General features: G+C 67.4%; 19 protein-coding genes. 12 read left to right on the plus strand and 7 right to left on the minus strand.

Annotated elements, in window-relative coordinates; all coding sequences use genetic code 11:
- Positions 1-31: 31 nt before the first annotated feature.
- From IXW21_RS05350 to IXW21_RS05365, 4 genes are all read left to right on the plus strand, one after another.
- A complete protein-coding gene (locus tag IXW21_RS05350; RefSeq protein ID WP_194763240.1) occupies positions 32-952 on the plus strand; it encodes an ACP S-malonyltransferase in 921 nt (306 codons plus the stop codon).
- Positions 949-1,950: a beta-ketoacyl-ACP synthase III gene (locus tag IXW21_RS05355; protein ID WP_194763241.1), complete on the plus strand. Its 1,002-nt coding sequence runs from the start codon at positions 949-951 to the stop codon at positions 1,948-1,950. The genes IXW21_RS05350 and IXW21_RS05355 overlap by 4 nt, the downstream gene beginning before the upstream one ends.
- 68 nt (positions 1,951-2,018) lie before the next feature.
- The gene (locus IXW21_RS05360; protein WP_017830435.1) at positions 2,019-2,267 is read left to right on the plus strand and encodes an acyl carrier protein; all 249 of its coding nucleotides are present in this window, start codon (positions 2,019-2,021) and stop codon (positions 2,265-2,267) included.
- 90 nt (positions 2,268-2,357) lie between these two features.
- Positions 2,358-3,596, plus strand: coding sequence for a beta-ketoacyl-[acyl-carrier-protein] synthase family protein (locus IXW21_RS05365; protein ID WP_194763242.1), 1,239 nt, complete (start codon positions 2,358-2,360; stop codon positions 3,594-3,596).
- Between the two features lie 69 nt (positions 3,597-3,665).
- Here IXW21_RS05365 and IXW21_RS05370 read toward each other — a convergent pair whose 3' ends face one another.
- Positions 3,666-4,322, minus strand: a complete 657-nt coding sequence (locus IXW21_RS05370; RefSeq protein ID WP_194763243.1) for a YczE/YyaS/YitT family protein — start codon at positions 4,320-4,322, stop codon at positions 3,666-3,668.
- Between the two features lie 95 nt (positions 4,323-4,417).
- Between IXW21_RS05370 and IXW21_RS05375 the strand changes: the two genes are divergently transcribed.
- Positions 4,418-5,821 carry a PLP-dependent aminotransferase family protein gene (locus IXW21_RS05375; RefSeq protein WP_194763244.1) on the plus strand — a complete coding sequence of 468 codons (1,404 nt, stop codon included), beginning with the start codon at positions 4,418-4,420 and terminating at the stop codon, positions 5,819-5,821.
- 141 nt (positions 5,822-5,962) lie between these two features.
- Here the strand turns inward: IXW21_RS05375 and IXW21_RS05380 are convergent, their stop codons facing one another.
- Both IXW21_RS05380 and IXW21_RS05385 read right to left on the minus strand, forming a co-directional pair.
- The gene (locus IXW21_RS05380) at positions 5,963-6,466 is read right to left on the minus strand and encodes a DUF3145 domain-containing protein (RefSeq protein WP_194763245.1); all 504 of its coding nucleotides are present in this window, start codon (positions 6,464-6,466) and stop codon (positions 5,963-5,965) included.
- Between the two features lie 186 nt (positions 6,467-6,652).
- A complete protein-coding gene (locus tag IXW21_RS05385; RefSeq protein WP_194763246.1) occupies positions 6,653-7,426 on the minus strand; it encodes a hypothetical protein in 774 nt (257 codons plus the stop codon).
- A 176-nt stretch (positions 7,427-7,602) separates the two neighbouring features.
- Between IXW21_RS05385 and IXW21_RS05390 the strand changes: the two genes are divergently transcribed.
- The 3 genes from IXW21_RS05390 to IXW21_RS05400 are packed head-to-tail and all read left to right on the plus strand — an operon-like array spanning position 7,603 to position 11,191.
- Complete coding sequence (locus IXW21_RS05390; protein ID WP_194763247.1) at positions 7,603-9,606, plus strand: DUF262 domain-containing protein; 2,004 nt, start codon at positions 7,603-7,605, stop codon at positions 9,604-9,606.
- Between the two features lies 1 nt (position 9,607).
- The gene (locus IXW21_RS05395) at positions 9,608-10,855 is read left to right on the plus strand and encodes an alpha/beta fold hydrolase (protein WP_194763248.1); all 1,248 of its coding nucleotides are present in this window, start codon (positions 9,608-9,610) and stop codon (positions 10,853-10,855) included.
- A gap of 54 nt (positions 10,856-10,909) precedes the next feature.
- Complete coding sequence (locus tag IXW21_RS05400; RefSeq protein ID WP_194763249.1) at positions 10,910-11,191, plus strand: hypothetical protein; 282 nt, start codon at positions 10,910-10,912, stop codon at positions 11,189-11,191.
- A 75-nt stretch (positions 11,192-11,266) separates the two neighbouring features.
- Here IXW21_RS05400 and IXW21_RS05405 read toward each other — a convergent pair whose 3' ends face one another.
- From IXW21_RS05405 to glgA, 3 genes are all read right to left on the minus strand, one after another.
- Positions 11,267-11,524, minus strand: a complete 258-nt coding sequence (locus tag IXW21_RS05405; RefSeq protein ID WP_025103626.1) for a type B 50S ribosomal protein L31 — start codon at positions 11,522-11,524, stop codon at positions 11,267-11,269.
- A gap of 90 nt (positions 11,525-11,614) precedes the next feature.
- Positions 11,615-12,400, minus strand: a complete 786-nt coding sequence (locus IXW21_RS05410; protein ID WP_194763250.1) for an ABC transporter ATP-binding protein — start codon at positions 12,398-12,400, stop codon at positions 11,615-11,617.
- Positions 12,401-12,417: 17 nt separating this feature from the next.
- Positions 12,418-13,602 carry a glycogen synthase gene (glgA, locus tag IXW21_RS05415; RefSeq protein WP_194763251.1) on the minus strand — a complete coding sequence of 395 codons (1,185 nt, stop codon included), beginning with the start codon at positions 13,600-13,602 and terminating at the stop codon, positions 12,418-12,420.
- Between the two features lie 69 nt (positions 13,603-13,671).
- On the opposite strand from glgA, the gene glgC reads away from it, so the two are divergent.
- The 3 genes from glgC (at position 13,672) to IXW21_RS05430 (ending at position 16,366) form a co-directional block, all read left to right on the plus strand.
- Complete coding sequence (gene glgC / locus IXW21_RS05420; RefSeq protein ID WP_194763252.1) at positions 13,672-14,913, plus strand: glucose-1-phosphate adenylyltransferase; 1,242 nt, start codon at positions 13,672-13,674, stop codon at positions 14,911-14,913.
- Positions 14,914-14,992: 79 nt separating this feature from the next.
- Positions 14,993-15,628: a phosphoserine phosphatase SerB gene (gene serB / locus IXW21_RS05425; RefSeq protein WP_194763253.1), complete on the plus strand. Its 636-nt coding sequence runs from the start codon at positions 14,993-14,995 to the stop codon at positions 15,626-15,628.
- A gap of 33 nt (positions 15,629-15,661) precedes the next feature.
- Complete coding sequence (locus IXW21_RS05430) at positions 15,662-16,366, plus strand: alpha/beta fold hydrolase (RefSeq protein ID WP_194763254.1); 705 nt, start codon at positions 15,662-15,664, stop codon at positions 16,364-16,366.
- Between the two features lie 34 nt (positions 16,367-16,400).
- Here the strand turns inward: IXW21_RS05430 and IXW21_RS05435 are convergent, their stop codons facing one another.
- Positions 16,401-17,111, minus strand: a complete 711-nt coding sequence (locus IXW21_RS05435) for a beta-ketoacyl-ACP reductase (RefSeq protein WP_067119158.1) — start codon at positions 17,109-17,111, stop codon at positions 16,401-16,403.
- Positions 17,112-17,204: 93 nt separating this feature from the next.
- Between IXW21_RS05435 and IXW21_RS18405 the strand changes: the two genes are divergently transcribed.
- Entirely contained in the window at positions 17,205-17,780 is a 576-nt protein-coding gene (locus IXW21_RS18405) for a DUF4190 domain-containing protein (protein WP_194763255.1), read from the plus strand.
- Positions 17,781-17,806: the final 26 nt, after the last annotated feature.

The following is a 17,806-nucleotide window of genomic DNA, read 5'->3' on the forward strand; positions in this document are numbered from 1 at the left end:
ACTCTGCACGGATCGTTGGCAGACTGGGGGTGTGATTGTCGTCGTATGCCCGGGACAGGGCTCGCAAACCCCCGGTTTCCTCTCTCCTTGGCTCGAGTTGGAGGGCGTCGCCGACAGCATCGCCGCCTACTCGGAGTCCGCCGGGGTCGATCTCGCACAGCATGGAACGGTGTCGGACGCCGACACGATCCGTGACACGCGCATCGCCCAGCCGCTGATCGTCGCCGCGTCGCTCATCGCCGCGAACGCGCTCACGACACGCGGCGGACGCCGCGCCGACGGCGTCGCTGGTCACTCGGTCGGTGAGATCGCCGCGCTCGTGAGCAGTGGAGTGATCGATGCCGAGACCGGCATGCGCCTGGTCGGCATCCGTGGTCGTGCGATGGCGGATGCCGCGGCGCAGACCCCCACCGGTATGAGCGCGGTCCTCGGCGGCGATGAGGAGACGATCCTCACGCGTCTGACCGAGCTCGGACTCTCGCCCGCCAACTACAACGGCGGCGGCCAGCTCGTCGTCGCCGGCGAACTCGCCGGACTCGACGCCCTGTCCAGCGAGCCGGTGAAGGGCACCCGCGTGATCCCGCTGCAGGTGGCCGGCGCGTTCCACACCTCGTACATGGAATCGGCCGTGGCCGCCTTGCGTGACGCCGTCTCGACCGTCACGCCCGCGGACCCCGAGATCACATTGTGGACCAACCGCGACGGCTCCGTGGTCTCCGACGGTGCGCAGGCGCTGAGCTACCTCGTCGACCAGGTGTCCTCCCCTGTGCGCTGGGACCTCTGCATGGCCTCCTTCGCCGATCAGGGCATCACCGGCATGATCGAGCTCGCTCCTGCCGGCGCCCTGACCGGCCTCGCGAAGCGCGGGCTGCGCGGTGTCCCGACCGTCGCCGTCAAGACCCCCGAAGACCTCGACGCAGCGGTCGCGCTGCTGAACGGAGAAGCAGCATGACCGCCACCCTCACTCAGGTCTCCGGCCCCGCGTACACCCGTATCCTCTCGTACGGCGCCGCGCGCGGCGAGAACGCCGTCCCCAACGACGATCTCATCGGGCCGATCGACTCGAGCGACGAGTGGATCCGTCAGCGCACAGGGATCATCACCCGCGTGCGCGCCGACAAGGGCACGGACGCCATCGACCTCGCCGCCCTCGCCGGTGCCGAGGCGATCGAGAAGGCCGGCATCCCCGCCGACCAGATCGACCTGGTCATCGTCGCCACGATCAGCAACCCCAAGCAGAGCCCCTCGGTGTCTGCGATCGTCGCCGACCGGGTCGGCGCGAACCCGGCAGCCGCCTACGACATCAATGCCGCGTGCGCGGGGTACGCCTACGCTGTGACCCAGGCCGATGCCCTCATCAGGGCGGGCGCAGCGCGATACGCGCTGGTGATCGGCGCCGAGAAGCTGTCCGACATCGTCGACCCGACCGACCGCAGCATCTCCTTCCTGCTCGGCGACGGAGCCGGTGCGGCTCTCATCGGTCCGAGCGACACGCCGGGGATCGCTCCCGCGGTCTGGGGATCCGACGGGTCGAAGGCCGACGCAGTCGGTATGAACGGCACGCTGACGGAGTTCCGTGACGGCGATGTGCCGTGGCCCACCCTGCGCCAGGAGGGCCAGACCGTCTTCCGCTGGGCCGTCTGGGAGATGGCGAAGGTCGCTCGCGAAGCGCTCGACCGTGCGGGTGTCCAGCCCGAGGACATCGCCGCGTTCATCCCCCACCAGGCGAACATGCGCATCATCGACGAGTTCGCGAAGCAGCTCAAGCTGCCCGAGACCACGGTCATCGCGCGTGACATCGAGACCACGGGCAACACCTCGGCGGCGTCGATCCCCCTCGCCAGCCACCGCCTGATGGCGGAGCACCCCGAGCTCTCGGGCGGCCTCGCACTGCAGATCGGCTTCGGCGCGGGCCTCGTGTTCGCCGCCCAGGTCGTCGTCCTTCCCTGAGAACGCGCCGACTTTCCCTAGACTGTTCCACGGTTCCGAATACAACCCGTAAGAAAGAGGAAGACCACATGGCTTTCACCAACGATGAGGTCCTCGCTGGCCTCGCAGAGCTGATCACCGACGAGACCGGCATCAACGCCTCCGAGGTCGCTCTCGAGAAGTCGTTCACCGACGACCTCGACATCGACTCGATCTCGATGATGACGATCGTCGTCAACGCCGAGGAGAAGTTCGGCGTCACCATCCCCGACGACGAGGTCAAGAACCTCAAGACCGTCGGCGACGCCGTCTCCTTCATCGTCGCAGGCCAGGAGTAGTCCACGCAGGATGCCACCCCCGCCCTCGCGGGGCGTGGCATCCTCCGCCTTGCCCGCCTTCTGCTCGACCCGCCTGACAAGGAACCACACATGACCAAGCGCATCGTCGTCACCGGCATCGGCGCCACGTCCGCCATCGGCGGGACAGCCCCCGAGAACTGGACCAACCTGCTCGCAGGACAGTCCGGAACCCGCCCCCTCGAACACGACTGGGTTCAGCAGTACGAGCTGCCCGTCACCTTCGCCGCAGAGGCGATCGTCCGCCCCGAAGAGGTCCTGCCCCGTCACGAGGCGAAGCGGCTCGATCCCTCCTCGCAGTTCGCGCTCATCGCGGCTCGCGAGGCATGGGCGGATGCAGGCTCCCCCGAGGTCGCCCCTGAGCGCCTCGGCGTCGACTTCGCCACCGGTATCGGCGGCCTCTGGACCCTCCTCGACGCGTGGGACACGCTGCGAGAGAAGGGGCCGCGCCGCGTGATGCCCCTCACCGTGCCGATGCTGATGCCGAACGCGGCAGCAGGCAATCTCTCGCTGCAGTTCCAGGCCCGCGCCTACGCGCAGACCGTCGTCAGCGCGTGCGCCTCGAGCACCGAATCGATCATCCACGCCTTCCACCACCTGCAGGACGGTCTCGCCGACGTCGTCATCGCCGGTGGCACCGAGTCGGCCATCCACCCGATCACGATGGCGTCCTTCGCCTCCGCGCAGGCGCTGTCGCGCCGCAACGACGACCCTGCCACCGCCTCGCGTCCCGGCGCGATCGACCGCGACGGCTTCGTGATGGGCGAGGGTGCTGCTGCACTCATCCTCGAGACCGAGGAGCACGCCAGGGCTCGTGGCGCCAAGATCTACGGCTACGTGCTCGGCGGTGGAGTGACCGCTGACGCGTATCACATCACCGGCAACGACCCCGAGGGCAACGGCGCAGCACGCGCTGTGACGCAGGCGCTCGAAGAGGCCGGCATCACCGCCGACCAGGTTGCCCACATCAACGCGCACGCGACGTCGACCCCGGTCGGCGATCCCAACGAGTACGTCGCCCTGAAGAAGGTGTTCGGCGACCGGATCGACGAGATCCCCGTGTCGGCCACGAAGGCATCGACCGGACACCTGCTCGGCGGCACGGGCGCTCTCGAAGCGATCTTCTCGCTTCTCGCGCTTCGCGACCGCGTCGCTCCGCCGACCATCAACATGACCGAACCCGACCCCGCCGTGCCGTTCAAGCTCTCGGGCGAGGCGCAGCCTCTCGGCGACGGGCAGCTGTACGCGATCAGCAACTCGTTCGGCTTCGGCGGGCACAACGCCGTCGCGGTCTTCGCGAGTGCCGACTGATACGCAGACACGAGAGAACGGCCCCCGGGTGATCCCGGGGGCCGTTCTCGTCTTCCGACGCAGACGCGCCTATGCGCGAGAGAGCTGCTGCGAGCGAGCGGCGCGCAGACGGGTGGTCCAGGGCAGGAACCAGCCGACGAGAGGGCCGACCCCGAACGCGAAGAGCACCGTGCCCACGCCGACCGGACCGCCGAGCAGGAAGCCGATCAGAAGCACGCTGCCCTCGATGAGGGTGCGCACCAGCCAGACGGGACGGCCCGTGCGCGCCACGAGTCCGGTCATGAGGCCGTCCCGCGGTCCGGGGCCGAAGTCCGCGGCGATGTACAGACCGGTCGCGAACGCGAGGAGCAGCAGGCCCGCCACGAACATGGGGGCGCCCACCCAGATCGACGGCGGTGCGGGGATCACGAAGAGGGCCACGTCGGCACTCGGCCCCACCAGCAGCGCATTCAGCAGCGTGCCCAGACCGACGCGCTGGCGGAGCGGGATCCACAGGAGCAGGACGATCACGGAGACGAGCACAGTCACGACGCCGTAGCCGATTCCCGCCTGCCCGGAGATCCCCAGCGCGAGCACGTCCCACGGCGCGACACCGATGCCCCCACGCACCATCAGACCGAGCGCGACACCGTAGAGGAAGAGACCCACGAGCAACTGGACGATGCGCTCGACGATGTCACGCCGGCTGACGGCGGCGATCGGCAGGAAGACGGAACGGAGGTGCATTGTTCCATCGTGGCGCTGCGCATCTCCATGACGCGGAGGCCAGTCGGAGAAAAGTGGCCTGCTGATAACGGTCCACTTTGCGGCATGCTGGAGAGATGACCTCCCGACTCGTCGAGCAACTCGGTGCCCAGAGCGTCGCCGGCGCCACAGCGGCTTCGCTGGCCGAGCAGATCCGCGCCCTGATACTCGACGGTCGGCTGACCGTCGGAGAGCGGCTCCCCAGTGAGCGGGCACTGGCCCTCGAGCTGCGCCGCTCACGCTCGACCACCACGCGCGTGTACGGGCTCCTTGAGGGCGACGGCTATGTGTCACGGCTGCACGGCGGCAGCACTCGAGTGGCACTCCCTCACGCCACTGCTCCTACGACAGACACGGAGGACGCGCAGGCCATCGACCTCTCCATCGCCTCGATGGACTCCACTCCGGGGCTGTACGACGCCACGGTCAGATCCCTCCCGCGACTCGCCGCGCTCCGAGGGACGAGCGGCTACTCGCTCCGCGGGCTCCCGGAGCTGCGCGAGGCGGTCGCGCACCGCTTCACCGAACGGGGCGTCGAGACGGATGCCGATGAGATCATCATCACGTCGGGCGCGCTCAACGCATTCCACCTCGTCCTCGCCACGATAGGTCGACGCGGTGAGCGCGCCCTCGTCGAGCAGCCGACATTCCCGCACGCTCTCGAGGCACTCCACCGGCACGGGTACCGTTTGCTCCCCACCCCGGTCGACGTCATCGGCTGGGACGAACGCCATCTCTCCGACACGCTGCTGCGCAGCCGCCCGCACCTCGCGTACCTGATCCCGGACTTCCACAACCCGACCGGATCGACGCTGAGCGACGTCGAGCGATCACGCATCGCCACGACCGCCCGGAACTCGGGCACACACGTGGTCGTCGACGAGACCACGGCTGAGCTCGACATCGACCGCGGCTGGTCGCCACTTCCGATGGCCGCCTTCAGCCCGCAGATCATCACCGTCGGCTCGATGTCCAAGATCGCGTGGGGTGGGCTGCGGATCGGCTGGATCCGCGCCGACCGCGCGCTCATCAGCCGTCTGCTCGCCACCCGGCCCTCCTTCGAGTTGGGAACCGCGCTCCTGGAGCAGTGCATCGCGGTCGAGCTCCTGCAGGACATGCCGGCACTCACCGCTCACGTCACGTCCCGTCTGAAAGCGGGCCGCGAGGCGGTCGCCACCGGAGTCGCATCCATCGGCGGACTGTCCATGCCGTCGACGAGCGGTGGCCTCTCCGCCTGGCTCGACCTGGGTGCGCCGATCTCGACAGCGCTCTCGCTCGCCGCGCGCGACCATCAGCTCATCCTGCCGCCGGGCCCCCGATTCTCGACCGGAGGGGTGCTGGAGCGCCGCCTGCGCATCCCCATCACGCTTCCGCCCGAACGGACGGCCGACGCGATGGCACGGCTGCATCTCGCCTGGAACGACGTCATGGCGGGCGGATCCTCCCTGCGTCGCGAGATGCCGCGCTCGGCCGTCATCTGACACGACGAAGACCCCGCCCCTGGAGAACAGGGACGGGGTCTTCGTCATATGGAGCGGGGATTCGCATTCTCAGCGCCCGGGATCACTCACCGGCATCCGATACTCGCGCCTTCCCGCTCCAGGTCTGGGCGGTGCCGTCGACTATCCCACCTTGTGCAGCCAGACGACCCTGGCGTCGTCACTCGCGTGACGGAACGGCTCGAGCTCCTCGTCCCAGGAGGAGCCGAGGGCGATGTCGAGTTCACGCTGCAGCTCGGTGGCGCTGCCTGCCGCGATCTCCATGGCGTAGCGGATGCGGTCCTCGCCGATGACGATGTTCCCTGCGGCATCCGTCTGGGCGTAATGGATGCCGAGATCGGGCGTGTGCAGCCAGCGTCCGCCGTCGCTGCGGGGAGTCGGATCCTCGGTGACCTCGAACCGCAGGTGCTCCCAGCCGCGGATCGCCGTCGCGAGCGCAGCACCGGTTCCCACCGGGCCATCCCAGTAGAACTCCGCCCGTCGCGCGCCGTCGAGTACCGGCTGATCATTCCAGTCGAAATTCACGGCACGACCGATAGCGCGTCCCACCGCCCATTCGAGGTGCGGGCAGAGCGCGCGAGGTGCGGAGTGGATGAACACCACTCCGCGTGCGTAAGCCGTCGCCATGATCTCTCCGTTTCATCAGGTGCGTCTTCCCCAACGACCTGAACCACGAGAACTGGCGAGAATATGCGGTTATGCGCCCATTCTCACCCAGACCAGGGCAAATCACAAGCGTGTGATCCCACGACGAAGGCCCCGATCACAGGGACCGGGGCCTTCGGACCATCACTGGTCGGGGAACGGCGAGGGTCAGGCCTCGCTCATGGCCTGCTTGACCTGCTGTCCCTTGGCTGCGTAGTACGCGGCGCGTGCGGCATCGCGGCGAGCCTGCTCGGCATAGCCGGCCTCGAGCACGTCCTGCGGGACCTCGACGTTCGGCACATCCTGCGTGCCGTTGTACTTCTCGATGTAGGCGTCGAGCTCGGGGCCCGACGTCCACGACGTGATGAGGCAGTACCGCGGCTCAGTGCCGACGTGGGTCGCGGCGTGCCACAGACGCTGCGTGTCGACGATGAGCTGTGCTCCCGCCGGCAGCGCGATGCGGTACTCGATGCTCGGGTCGGTGCGGTTCTCACGCAGGACGAAGAAGCTGTCCTTGTCGTCGCTGAGGTTGAAGAATCCACGCACGACCCAGCCGGTGCCGTCGGGGTTCAGACGGTTGTTGTCGTCCTGGTGGAGGTTGTAGAGGCATTCGCCGTACGGGGTCGGCTGCAGCTCGATCACTCGGCAGCGACCGACGTTCGCACCGGGCTCCTGCGCGCGGCGCGTCAAGTTCGGGGCCTTGGCCGTCTGCTCGTCGATCCAGACGCCGTCCTTGTCGGTGCGCGGCGGCTTGTGGTTCCAGAAGCCGTTGCACTCGATCTCGCCCTTGGCGCTCGCGAGCGGCGCGAAGCGGGTGTCGCCAGACGACTTCCAGTCGTTGTACTCGATGTCGAGCCACTCCTTGGGGTCGAGCTCCTGGTTGTAGCTGTCGAGAACGACGAATCCCTTGTCTTCGAGCGCGGCGGACTTGATGTATCCCATGATCTGAACCAGATCCTTTCATCGGGGGCCAGCACGTTTTAACAGGCCCTGATAAGGCAAGCCTAACAGGGCACCTCTGGAACGCCGCCGGGGGCCGCCGTGAATAACCGAATAGACTGATCCGGGCGCCTGGCGACTCCTCGGCGCCGGGCGTTACGGGAGGACGAGACACCAGCATGAGCACTGCGACCAACGTCGAGGCGACAGCTGTCAACACGATCGAGTGGCTCGCACAAGACTCCACGACCATCGTCGTGCCGGTGTATCAGCGCCAGTACCGCTGGGACATCGGCGGATGCGAGCAGCTTCTCTCGGACATCCGATCCGTCGCCCGCGAAGACGCATCGCATCGCCATTTCATCGGTTCGATCCTGTCGGCCTCCGACGACTCCGACGCCGACACCGAGCTCGTGCTCATCGACGGCCAGCAGCGCATCACGACCCTCATGCTTCTCGTCGCGGCGCTGCGGCACGCGGTGCAGGACTCCTCCCCCGAGCTCGCTGCAGAGCTCGACCGTGTGCTCGTGCGCCCCGACGACGCGAGCCGCACCAAGCTCCGCCCGCATGATGCGTGGGCCGAGCTGTACGAGTCGGTGGTGCTCGAACGCGGCGACCGCACCGACCGCGAGTCGCGCTTCGATGACAACTACGCCTTCTTCCGCAGCCAGGTGCACGCTGACGAAGCGCCGTTGATCTGGCGAGGGCTGCAACGGCTCGAGCATGTGTCGATCACTCTCGGCGCCGAGGCGAACGCACAGCAGATCTTCGAGAGCCTCAACTCCACGGGCGAGCCGCTGCGTGATCACGAGCTCATCCACAACTACATCCTGATGGGCCTCACGCACCCCGAGCAGCTCGATGTCGAGGAACGGTTCTGGTTGCCGATCGAACGCCACACCGGCGAGACGATCGGCGCGTTCTGGCGGCACTACCTCGTCATGACGACGGGCCGCGAGGTCGCCGCCAACGGCGAGCACGGCGTGTACAGCGCGTTCCGGCACTCCTTCCCCCGCGTCGACCTCGAGCACCTGCAGGCCGACGCGGAGGTCTGGCGTCACTACGCCGAGATCTACGGGACCCTGCTCGATCCCTCTCTCGAGAAGGATCCCGAGATCGCGCAGCAGTTGCGGTTCGTGAACACGTTCGGCCGCGCGTCGTATCCCCTGGTGCTGAGCGTCTACAGCGATCACTCGCGCGGGCTCATCGCGCGCGACGAGCTTCTCGAGACGCTCGAGTGGATCCAGACGATGTATCTGCGTCGCACTCTGGTCAACGTTCCGAACGAGCGTCTCGTGGCGCGCCTGTGCCGGGCACGCTCGAACGGTCGGGAGGCGCTCGCACGCGCCTTCGCCCGCATCACCCCGTCGGATGAGCGAGTGAGTGCCGTGGTGAAGTACAGCGAACTGCCGCATCCCGCATACGTCCTCGGTCGGCTGGAAGGCGTCGCAGACACGGCCGACTTCGACGTCGAGCACATCGTGCCCACGGTTCCCAGCGACAGTTGGTCCGGCGACGGCATCCGCCCCTGGATCGAGTACTCCGATGACGAACGCAACGCGCACCGTGCGCTCGCCCCCACACTCGGCAACCTCACGCTGCTCGAGCAGCACCTCGCAGAGCGCGTGTTCGGCGAGTCCTTCGCCGTGAAGCGCGACTCCGCCTACGCGAGGAGTTCCGTCGCCGAGACGAAGGCGCTCGAAGCGATCGACACGTGGGGCACCGCCGCCATCTCGGAACGCACCATCCGCCTCACCGCAGAGCTGCTGCGCATCTGGGCGAGGCCCGCTCTGCCCGAGATCGATGACGACGGCCTGACCCCCATCCTCGACGCGGTGCGTCGTCGCGGCTGGCCCGCCGGGTGGGAGCGCGAGTTCGAGTACGTCGAGTACCGGGGCGAGCGCTGGGAGGTCTTCGACGTCCGATACCTGTTCAATCGGGTCTTCCGCCGTGCCTGGACCGACACACGCGATGCGGCTGTGACCTACTGCGCCACCCACGGCGGCCCCATCTACGACGAGATGGCGTGGAAGGGCCAATGGGACCAGCTCGACGAGTCGCACCACCTCTACATGGGGTGGGACTCGAACTACATGATGAACGCGGTGCAGGGCGTGCTCCAAGAGGCGGGCATCGCCTCCGAGGTGTTCGTCAAGTACTCCTATATCGGGAATGTGATGTGACATGACCACCACCATCCGCCGGATGCTCGACCTCACCGTCGAGGAGCACGCGCTCACCGTTCCACTCGTCTGGGCAGATGCGGCCGACACCCGGACCATCGACGTCTTCGCCCGTGTGGTCACGCGCGAGGGGGGCGAGCATCTCCCCTACCTGGTCTTCCTGCAGGGTGGCCCCGGCCACGAGGCACCGCGACCCTTCCACTCGCCGACATCGCCGGTGTGGCTCGACGAGGCGCTCGCGCACTACCGCGTCGTGATGCTCGACCAGCGAGGCACCGGACTCTCCACGCCCGTCGGCGATGCCGACCTCGAGCGCGGATCGACCGAGGTCGCCGAGTACCTCACACACCTGCGCGCCGACTCGATCGTCCGCGACTGCGAGGCGATGCGCGAGCACCTCGGCGCAGAGACGTGGAGCGTGCTGGGCCAGTCGTTCGGCGGCTTCACGGCTCTGGCCTACCTCTCGTCGGATGCGGACTCGCTGGCCGATGTCTTCATCACCGGCGGGCTCAGCACCGTGAACCGCCACCCCGACGAGGTCTACGCGCTCTGCTACGACAAGATGCGCTCGGCGTCCGAGCGGTACTACCGTCGGTTCCCCGAGCACCGCGACGTGATGCGACGGCTCGTAGATCGCGCCGCGGCGGGCGACATCGTCCTGCCGGACGGTGAAGTCGTCTCACCGTCGCGACTGCGCTCGGTCGGCTCGGCCCTCGGCACGAACGACGGCTGGCAGACCCTGTGGTCGCTTCTCGAACGAGACCACACGTCGAACGCCTTCCGCCACGACCTCATGCACGCGATGCCCTACGGCGGCCGCAACCCGCTCTACTTCGCGTTCCACGAGTCCAGCTATGCCAACGGACACGCGACGCGGTGGTCGGCAGAGCGCGTCGAGCCAGATGACTTCCGCGCGGATGTGACGCTCTTCACGGGTGAGCACATCCGTCGCGACTGGACCGAGACGGTGCCGGCCTTCCAGCCGTGGCGCGACGTCGCACTCGAGCTGGCCGAGTTCGAGTGGCCACAGATCTATGACGAGGTCGCGATCTCGGCATCCGGCGCGCGCGGCGCCGCAGCGGTCTATGTCAACGATGTGTACGTGCCCATGGAGTTCTCGCTCGAGACCGCCCGGCTGCTCCCTGACCTGAAGCTCTGGGTCACCAGCGAACACGAACACAACGGGCTGCGGTCCGGCCCCGTGCTGACGCGCCTGATCGACATCGCCCACGATCGACGCATCCGCTGAGGATCATCCCCGAGGTGGATGTCGGACTCTGCCGCATCCCTTTAGCCTGATCTCATGACCGACACACTCGGGATGCTGCTCATGATCACGCTCCTCATCGTCGCCGCGATCGCGATCGTCATCACGATCGTCACCGTCTACGCGAGGGTGCCCCTCGAGAAGAAGTACGAGAGCGCCGGCGGCGGACTGGGCGGATCCTTCGAGGCCGTCTGGATGCCGTCGGCGCATGACGCAGGCATGGAGCGCGACCGCCAGACGAAGCGCACAGCTCCCGCACCTGCTCCGGGCGACCCGCCCAGCACGATCGACGGTGATCGTATCGTCCTCGACATCTGACGATCTCGCGACCTCACCCGCGCACGACGAAGGCCCCGGTTCCGAGGAGCCGGGGCCTTCGTCGTGCGGAGGTCGTTACTTGGACGAGCCGCCGAAGCCCTTGAAGCGCTGGTTGAACTTCTCGACGCGACCGGCCGAGTCCATGATGCGCTGCTTGCCCGTGTAGAACGGGTGCGAGGCCGAGGAGATCTCGACGTCGATGACGGGGTACTCGACGCCGTCGAGCTCGATCGTCTTGTCGCTCGTGACCGTCGAACGGGTGAGGAACGTCTCTCCCGAACCGAGGTCGCGGAACACGACGGCCTTGTACTCGGGGTGAATGTCAGTCTTCATGGGATTCCTTAGTTGCTGCCCTGGATTGTGCCAGGGACGAGGGAAGTCTGTGGTGCAGACGCACCAAGGATCGATTCTATCAGATCGTCGTCAGGATGCTGCGCGCGCGGCGTAGCGCCCGTCCTCGCTGGTCAGCGTGATCGGCATGCCGAACGTCTCGCTCAGAGTTTCGGCAGTCAGGGTCTCGGCGACGGGTCCCGCGGCCACGATCCGGCCCTCGCGCATCAGCAGCACGTGAGTGAATCCGACGGGGATCTCCTCGACATGATGCGTGACCATGAGCATGGCCGGCGTCGTGGGCGACGATGCGTACCCGCTGAGAAGGGCCAGCAGCTCTTCCCGCGACCCGAGGTCGAGAGAAGCCGTCGGCTCGTCGAGGAGGAGCAGTTCCGGGTCGGTCATCACGGCTCGCGCGATCTGGACACGCTTCTGCTCACCGTCGCTCAGCGTGCCGAACGTACGATCCGCGAGGTGGTCGAGCCGCCAGTCGCCGAGAACGCGCAGCGCGCGACGCTCATCGATGTCCTCGTAGTTCTCGTTCCATCGACCCAGCACCGAGTAGGCGGCAGTGAGGACGGTGTTGAGGACCGTCTCGTCGCGGGGCACGCGCTTCGCCATCGCCGACGACGCGAAGCCGATGCGCGGACGCACCTCGAACACGTCGGTACGCCCCAGGGTCTCCCCCAGCACCGTCACGGTTCCGGAGGTCGGGTGCATGAGTGTGTCGGCCAGCTGCAGCAGCGTGGTCTTTCCCGCGCCGTTAGGCCCCAGGATCACCCATCGCTGATCATCGTCGACCTGCCAGGTCACGTGATCGATGATGTTGCGGCCCTCACGGCGCACGACGACGTCGGTGAATTCCAGAGCGCTCGACATGCGTCCAGCCTATCGGCTCAGCCGGTCAGCTCCGCGTACAGCGCGCGCGTGGTGTCGGCGATCGCACCCCAGCTGAACTCGTCCCTCGCGCGCTCCCGCCCCGCTTCGCCGTAGGCCCGCGCGCGGTCCGGATCGGAGGTCACCTCGGTCAGCACGGCGGCGAGGTCGGCGATGTAGCGCTCAGGGTCGACCGGCGTGCCCGTGCCGTCCTGCAGCTGCTCGATGGGTACGAGTCGTCCGGTCACGCCGTCGGCGACGACCTCGGGGATGCCGCCGGTCGCCGTTCCGACCACCGCGGCGCCGCAGGCCATCGCCTCGAGGTTCACGATGCCGAGCGGCTCGTAGACGGAGGGGCACACGAAAGTGGTGGCGGCGGTGAGGATCGCCGAGAGCTCGTCGCGCGGCAGCATCCGCTCGATCCAGACGACGCCGTCGCGCGTCTGCTGGAGCATCTTCACGCCCTCCTGCACCTCCGCCATGATCTCGGGGGTGTCCGGCGCACCGGCGCACAGGACGAGCTGCACCTCGGGCGGCAGCAGACGAGCCGCCTGCAGCAGGTACGGCAGCCCCTTCTGCCGGGTGATGCGACCGACGAAGACGACCGACGGCCGAGCGGGATCGATGCCCACCGACTCGAGGAAGGCAGGATTCTGCACCGGGCGCCAGCGCTCGACGTCGATCCCGTTGTGGATCACCCGCACCTTCGCCGGGTCGACCGACGGGTAGCTGCGAAGGATGTCGGCACGCATCCCCGCACTCACCGCGATGACCGCGGCGGCGTTCTCGTAGGCGAGCTTCTCGATGCCGCTCGAGACGGCGTATCCGCCACCGAGCTGCTCGGCCTTCCAGGGACGCAGCGGCTCGAGGCTGTGCGCCGTGAGCACGTGGGGGATGCCGTGCAGCTGCGAGGCGAGGTGCCCCGCGAAGTTGGCGTACCAGGTGTGGCTGTGCACGACGTCGGCGTCGGAAATGGCCGCGACGATCTCGAGGTCGGTCCCGAGAGTCTGCAGAGCGGCGTTCGCGGAGGCGAGTTCGGAGGGTGTGCGATACGCGAAAGTGCCCGCCTCATCGCGAGGTGAGCCGAAGGCCCTGACCTGCACATCGATGTTCTGCCGCAACGCCGTGACAAGCTCTGCGACGTGCACTCCGGCACCTCCGTAGATCTCCGGCGGGTATTCCTTCGTGATCATCTCGACGCGCATGTCTAGACGGTAGTGACTCACTTGTCCAGATGCTAGTTCGCCGGGCCGATTCGCCTCTATGGTTGGTGCATGTCCGCACCAAAGAAGATCTTCGGCATCATCCTCGCAGGCGGCGAGGGCAAGCGACTCATGCCTCTCACAGCCGACCGCGCCAAACCGGCGGTACCCTTCGGCGGACAGTACCGATTGATCGATTTCGCGATCTCGAACCTGATCAACTCGGGTCTTCGGCAGATCGTGGTCCTGACCCAGTACAAGTCGCACAGCCTCGACCGGCACATCTCGCAGACCTGGCGCATGTCGGCACTGCTCGACTCGTACGTCACCTCGGTGCCAGCGCAGCAGCGCCTCGGAAAGCGGTGGTTCTCGGGCTCGGCCGACGCGATCCTGCAGAGCATGAACCTGATCAACGACGAGAAGCCCGACATCGTCGTCGTGATCGGCGCGGATCACGTCTACCGGATGGACTTCCGTCAGATGCTCGACGCGCACATCGCATCGGGCGCGAAGGCCACCGTGGCCGGCATCCGCCAGCCCCTCGCCATGGCGTCGCAGTTCGGTGTGATCGATGCCGACACCGAGTCGGGACGCATCAAGCAGTTCCTCGAGAAGCCCACGGATGCCGCCGGGCTCGAGGACTCCCCCCACGAGGTGCTCGCCTCGATGGGCAACTACATCTTCGACGCCGACGCACTGATCGCCGCCGTCGAGGCCGATGGAGAGTCCCCGACGTCCGGCCACGACATGGGCGGCGACATCGTGCCCTACTTCGTCGACCGCGGCGAGGCCGGGTACTACGACATGAAGCAGAACGATGTGCCAGGCTCCTCGCCTCGCGACCGGTCCTACTGGCGTGACGTGGGTACGATCGATTCCTTCTTCGACGCCCACATGGATCTGATCTCGACGCTGCCGATCTTCAACCTCTACAACATGGAGTGGCCGATCCACTCGCAGGCGGTCAACTCACCACCCGCGAAGTTCGTCCGCGATTCGGTCGGGCGCATCGGCAACGCGATCGATTCGATCGTCTCGCTCGGCTCGGTGCTCTCGGGCACCCATCTCGAGCGCAGCGTGGTCGGTCCGTGGACGCTCGCGGGTGGCGGGTCGACGATCACCGACTCGGTGGTGTTCGACGGCGTGCGGGTCGGCGCAGGCTCCCGCGTGCATCGCGCGATCCTCGACAAGAACGTCGTCCTCGCGGACGGCGCGACCGTGGGCGTCGATCGTGAACGCGATCTCGCACGCGGATTCACCGTGACGGAGTCGGGCATCACAGTGGTGGGCAAGGGACTGTTCATCGAGCGATGACGTCTCGACGGCGCGCTGCGTGCCGCCTCGGCGTGTCCGCGCGTACGGCGCAGCTCGCGGTGATCGGTAGGCTCTGAGCGTGACCTCCGCGCGCTTCCTCGTCGTCCTCGATGCTGACTCCACCCTCATTCGCAACGAGGTGATCGAGTTGATCGCCGACGAGGCCGGACGCCGCGACGAAGTGCAGGCTGCGACTGAGGCTGCGATGCGCGGAGAGATCGATTTCGCGACCAGTCTGAAGTCACGGGTCGCCGCGCTCGAAGGCGTCCCGGTGACCGCCTTCGAGCGCGTGCTCGCGCGCATCGACCCGACCCCCGGCGTCCACGAACTCACCGCGGCCGTGCATGAGCGCGGCGGCATCGTGGGCGTCGTGTCGGGCGGATTCCACGAGATCCTCGACGACGTCGCTCCGAATCTGGGCGTCGACCGCTGGCGCGCGAACCGACTCGATGTCGTCGACGGCGCGCTCTCCGGCCGCGTCGACGGCGAGATCGTCGATGCAGCTGCCAAAGCGACCTCGCTCTGCGAGTGGGCTGATGAGCTCGGTGTACCCCGGTACGCCACGATCGCGATCGGCGACGGCGCGAACGACCTGCAGATGATGGCGGCAGCGGGTCTCGGTCTCGCCTTCAACGCGAAGCCGGCGGTGCGGGCGGCCGCGAGCCTGGTGGTCGGCCCCCAGGATCTTTCCGAGGTCATCGCACTGCTCCCCTGACGGATGTCGGAGCCCCGGACTATGGTCGGGCGCATGGACATCATCCTCATCCCCGGACTCTGGCTCGAGGCATCCAGCTGGAGCGACGTCACCGCCGACCTCGAACATGCCGGTCACACCGTGAATCCACTGACCCTGCCCGGCGTGGGTGCCTCGGCTGCAGAATCGTCCGAGATCGGCATCGCCGACTGGGTCGCCGCAGCGGTGGCCGCGGTCGACACCGCCACGAAGCCGGTCGCGGTCGTCGGCCACAGCGGCGGCGGCAACGTCGCGTGGGGTGTGGCCGATGCGAGACCCGACGATGTGTCACGCGTCGTGTTCGTCGACACCGTTCCGCCACCTCCCGGATTCGGCATCAGTGAGTTCGAGGTCATCGAGGGTGTCATCCCGTTTCCGGGCTGGGACTTCTTCCCCGACGAAGACATCGACGATCTCGACGACGAGACGAGGGCACGCACGACGCGGCTCACGCAGAGTGTTCCGGCTCGTGTCCCCACTGACGAGATCGATCTGCACGACGACGCACGTCATCGCGTGCCGGTGACGATGCTGATGGGCGGACTCGACCGCGAGACGCTCGAGTCCGAGCTTGATCGATGGGGACCCTATGCGGACGAGTTCCGCGCCATCGCCGAGGTGGAGGTGGTGCGCGTCGGCTCAGGCCACTGGCCGCAATTCTCCGTACCTCATCGGCTGGCCGAGCTCATCGACGCGGCCGTGACACGCAGCGAGTCATAACCCCGCAGGGTTCCGTCCGTGTGTCTGTCGACTCTCAGTGCCCCATGCCGAGGCCACCGTCGACGGGAATCACGGCGCCCGAGATGTAGCCCGACTCATCGCTCGCCAACCAGGTGACCACACCGGCCACCTCATCGGGAGTCGCGAACCGGCCCGCCGGAATGTTGGCCTTGTACTGCTTCTGCGTCTCTTCGGGCAGTTCAGCAGTCATGTCGGTCTCGATGAATCCTGGGGCGACGACGTTGGCGGTGATCCCACGCCCACCGAGCTCGCGCGTGAGGGAGCGGGCGAAGCCCACGAGCGCACTCTTCGACGCCGAGTAGTTCACCTGGCCCGCGGAGCCGTAGAGACCGACAACGCTCGAGATGAGGATGACGCGACCGAAGCGCGCGCGAAGCATGCCCTTCGATGCACGCTTGACCACACGGAACGTGCCACCGAGGTTCGTGGCGACGACGCTGTCGAAGTCGTCTTCGCTCATGCGCAGCAGCAGTGTGTCCTTGGTGATGCCGGCGTTGGCGACCACGATCTCCACGGGGCCGAGCTGCTGCTCGACCTCGGTGAAGGCGGCGTCGAGTGCAGCGGCGTCCGTGACGTCGGCACGGACCGTCAAGGTGCCCTCGGGGCCCTCGCCGCTGCGCGCGGTCACCGCGACGCGGTAGCCGTCGCGCACGAAACGCTCGGCGATGGCACGGCCGATGCCGCGGTTTCCACCGGTGACGAGGACGACGCGCTGAGAACTCATTTCCACTCCTGATCTGGCCCGCGGGGATCGGCGGCCGGGTCGTCAACGATCCTACCGATGATGCGGATGCGTCTTCCTTCCGAGGTTTGACAGATGCCGCCCGCCACTGGAACCCTGAGGGCGACGAAAGGCATGATCGTGAGCGACACCGGCAATCCCCTTCCCTGGCGCGAGACGCCGCCTTCGGCCGTCCCTCCGGCTCCGCCCGCGCCTCGCGTGGACGCCGGGCCGACGCAGGCCTACCCGGGTGCGGCTCCGTCGTACAGCCCTCCGCCCGCTGCCCCCGCGTCTGGATATGCTCCTGCTCAGCCGCCGCACGGTACGGCCTCGCAGCAGCAGCCCGGCCACCCGATCTACGGGGGCCAGTACGTGCCGGCCCCGCGTCCGACGAGCGGCCTCGCGGTCACCTCTCTCATCTGCGGCATCGCCGGTGTGGTGCTGTTCTGGCTGTTCCTGCCCATGCTCGCGTCGATCGTCGCAGTGGTCACCGGACACATGGCGCTTCGCCAGATCAAGGCGGATCCTTCCCTCGCCGGTCGAGGTATGGCCATCGCCGGCGTGATCATGGGGTACGTCATGACGGCATTCCTGGTACTCAGCCTGGCGATCACGCTGATCAGCATCGTGTTCTTCGGCGCGTTCACTCTGCCGTTCATCTTCGCCAGCTGAACGCTCGAACGGCGCGCCGTTCGAGC

This window comes from Microbacterium sp. UFMG61 (assembly GCF_015354505.1).
In the GTDB taxonomy this organism is placed as follows: Bacteria; Actinomycetota; Actinomycetes; order Actinomycetales; family Microbacteriaceae; genus Microbacterium.

What these genes read in the sequence shown, in the direction of transcription:
- IXW21_RS05355 (WP_194763241.1), top strand. Translation starts at nt 949, where the DNA reads ATGACCGCCACCCTCACTCAGGTCTCCGGCCCCGCGTACACCCGTATC.
- IXW21_RS05360 (WP_017830435.1), top strand. Translation starts at nt 2,019, where the DNA reads ATGGCTTTCACCAACGATGAGGTCCTCGCTGGCCTCGCAGAGCTGATC.
- IXW21_RS05365 (WP_194763242.1), top strand. Translation starts at nt 2,358, where the DNA reads ATGACCAAGCGCATCGTCGTCACCGGCATCGGCGCCACGTCCGCCATC.
- IXW21_RS05370 (WP_194763243.1), bottom strand. Translation starts at nt 4,322, where the DNA reads ATGCACCTCCGTTCCGTCTTCCTGCCGATCGCCGCCGTCAGCCGGCGT.
- IXW21_RS05375 (WP_194763244.1), top strand. Translation starts at nt 4,418, where the DNA reads ATGACCTCCCGACTCGTCGAGCAACTCGGTGCCCAGAGCGTCGCCGGC.
- IXW21_RS05380 (WP_194763245.1), bottom strand. Translation starts at nt 6,466, where the DNA reads ATGGCGACGGCTTACGCACGCGGAGTGGTGTTCATCCACTCCGCACCT.
- IXW21_RS05385 (WP_194763246.1), bottom strand. Translation starts at nt 7,426, where the DNA reads ATGGGATACATCAAGTCCGCCGCGCTCGAAGACAAGGGATTCGTCGTT.
- IXW21_RS05390 (WP_194763247.1), top strand. Translation starts at nt 7,603, where the DNA reads ATGAGCACTGCGACCAACGTCGAGGCGACAGCTGTCAACACGATCGAG.
- IXW21_RS05395 (WP_194763248.1), top strand. Translation starts at nt 9,608, where the DNA reads ATGACCACCACCATCCGCCGGATGCTCGACCTCACCGTCGAGGAGCAC.
- IXW21_RS05400 (WP_194763249.1), top strand. Translation starts at nt 10,910, where the DNA reads ATGACCGACACACTCGGGATGCTGCTCATGATCACGCTCCTCATCGTC.
- IXW21_RS05405 (WP_025103626.1), bottom strand. Translation starts at nt 11,524, where the DNA reads ATGAAGACTGACATTCACCCCGAGTACAAGGCCGTCGTGTTCCGCGAC.
- IXW21_RS05410 (WP_194763250.1), bottom strand. Translation starts at nt 12,400, where the DNA reads ATGTCGAGCGCTCTGGAATTCACCGACGTCGTCGTGCGCCGTGAGGGC.
- glgA (WP_194763251.1), bottom strand. Translation starts at nt 13,602, where the DNA reads ATGCGCGTCGAGATGATCACGAAGGAATACCCGCCGGAGATCTACGGA.
- glgC (WP_194763252.1), top strand. Translation starts at nt 13,672, where the DNA reads ATGTCCGCACCAAAGAAGATCTTCGGCATCATCCTCGCAGGCGGCGAG.
- IXW21_RS05430 (WP_194763254.1), top strand. Translation starts at nt 15,662, where the DNA reads ATGGACATCATCCTCATCCCCGGACTCTGGCTCGAGGCATCCAGCTGG.
- IXW21_RS05435 (WP_067119158.1), bottom strand. Translation starts at nt 17,111, where the DNA reads ATGAGTTCTCAGCGCGTCGTCCTCGTCACCGGTGGAAACCGCGGCATC.
- IXW21_RS18405 (WP_194763255.1), top strand. Translation starts at nt 17,205, where the DNA reads ATGCCGCCCGCCACTGGAACCCTGAGGGCGACGAAAGGCATGATCGTG.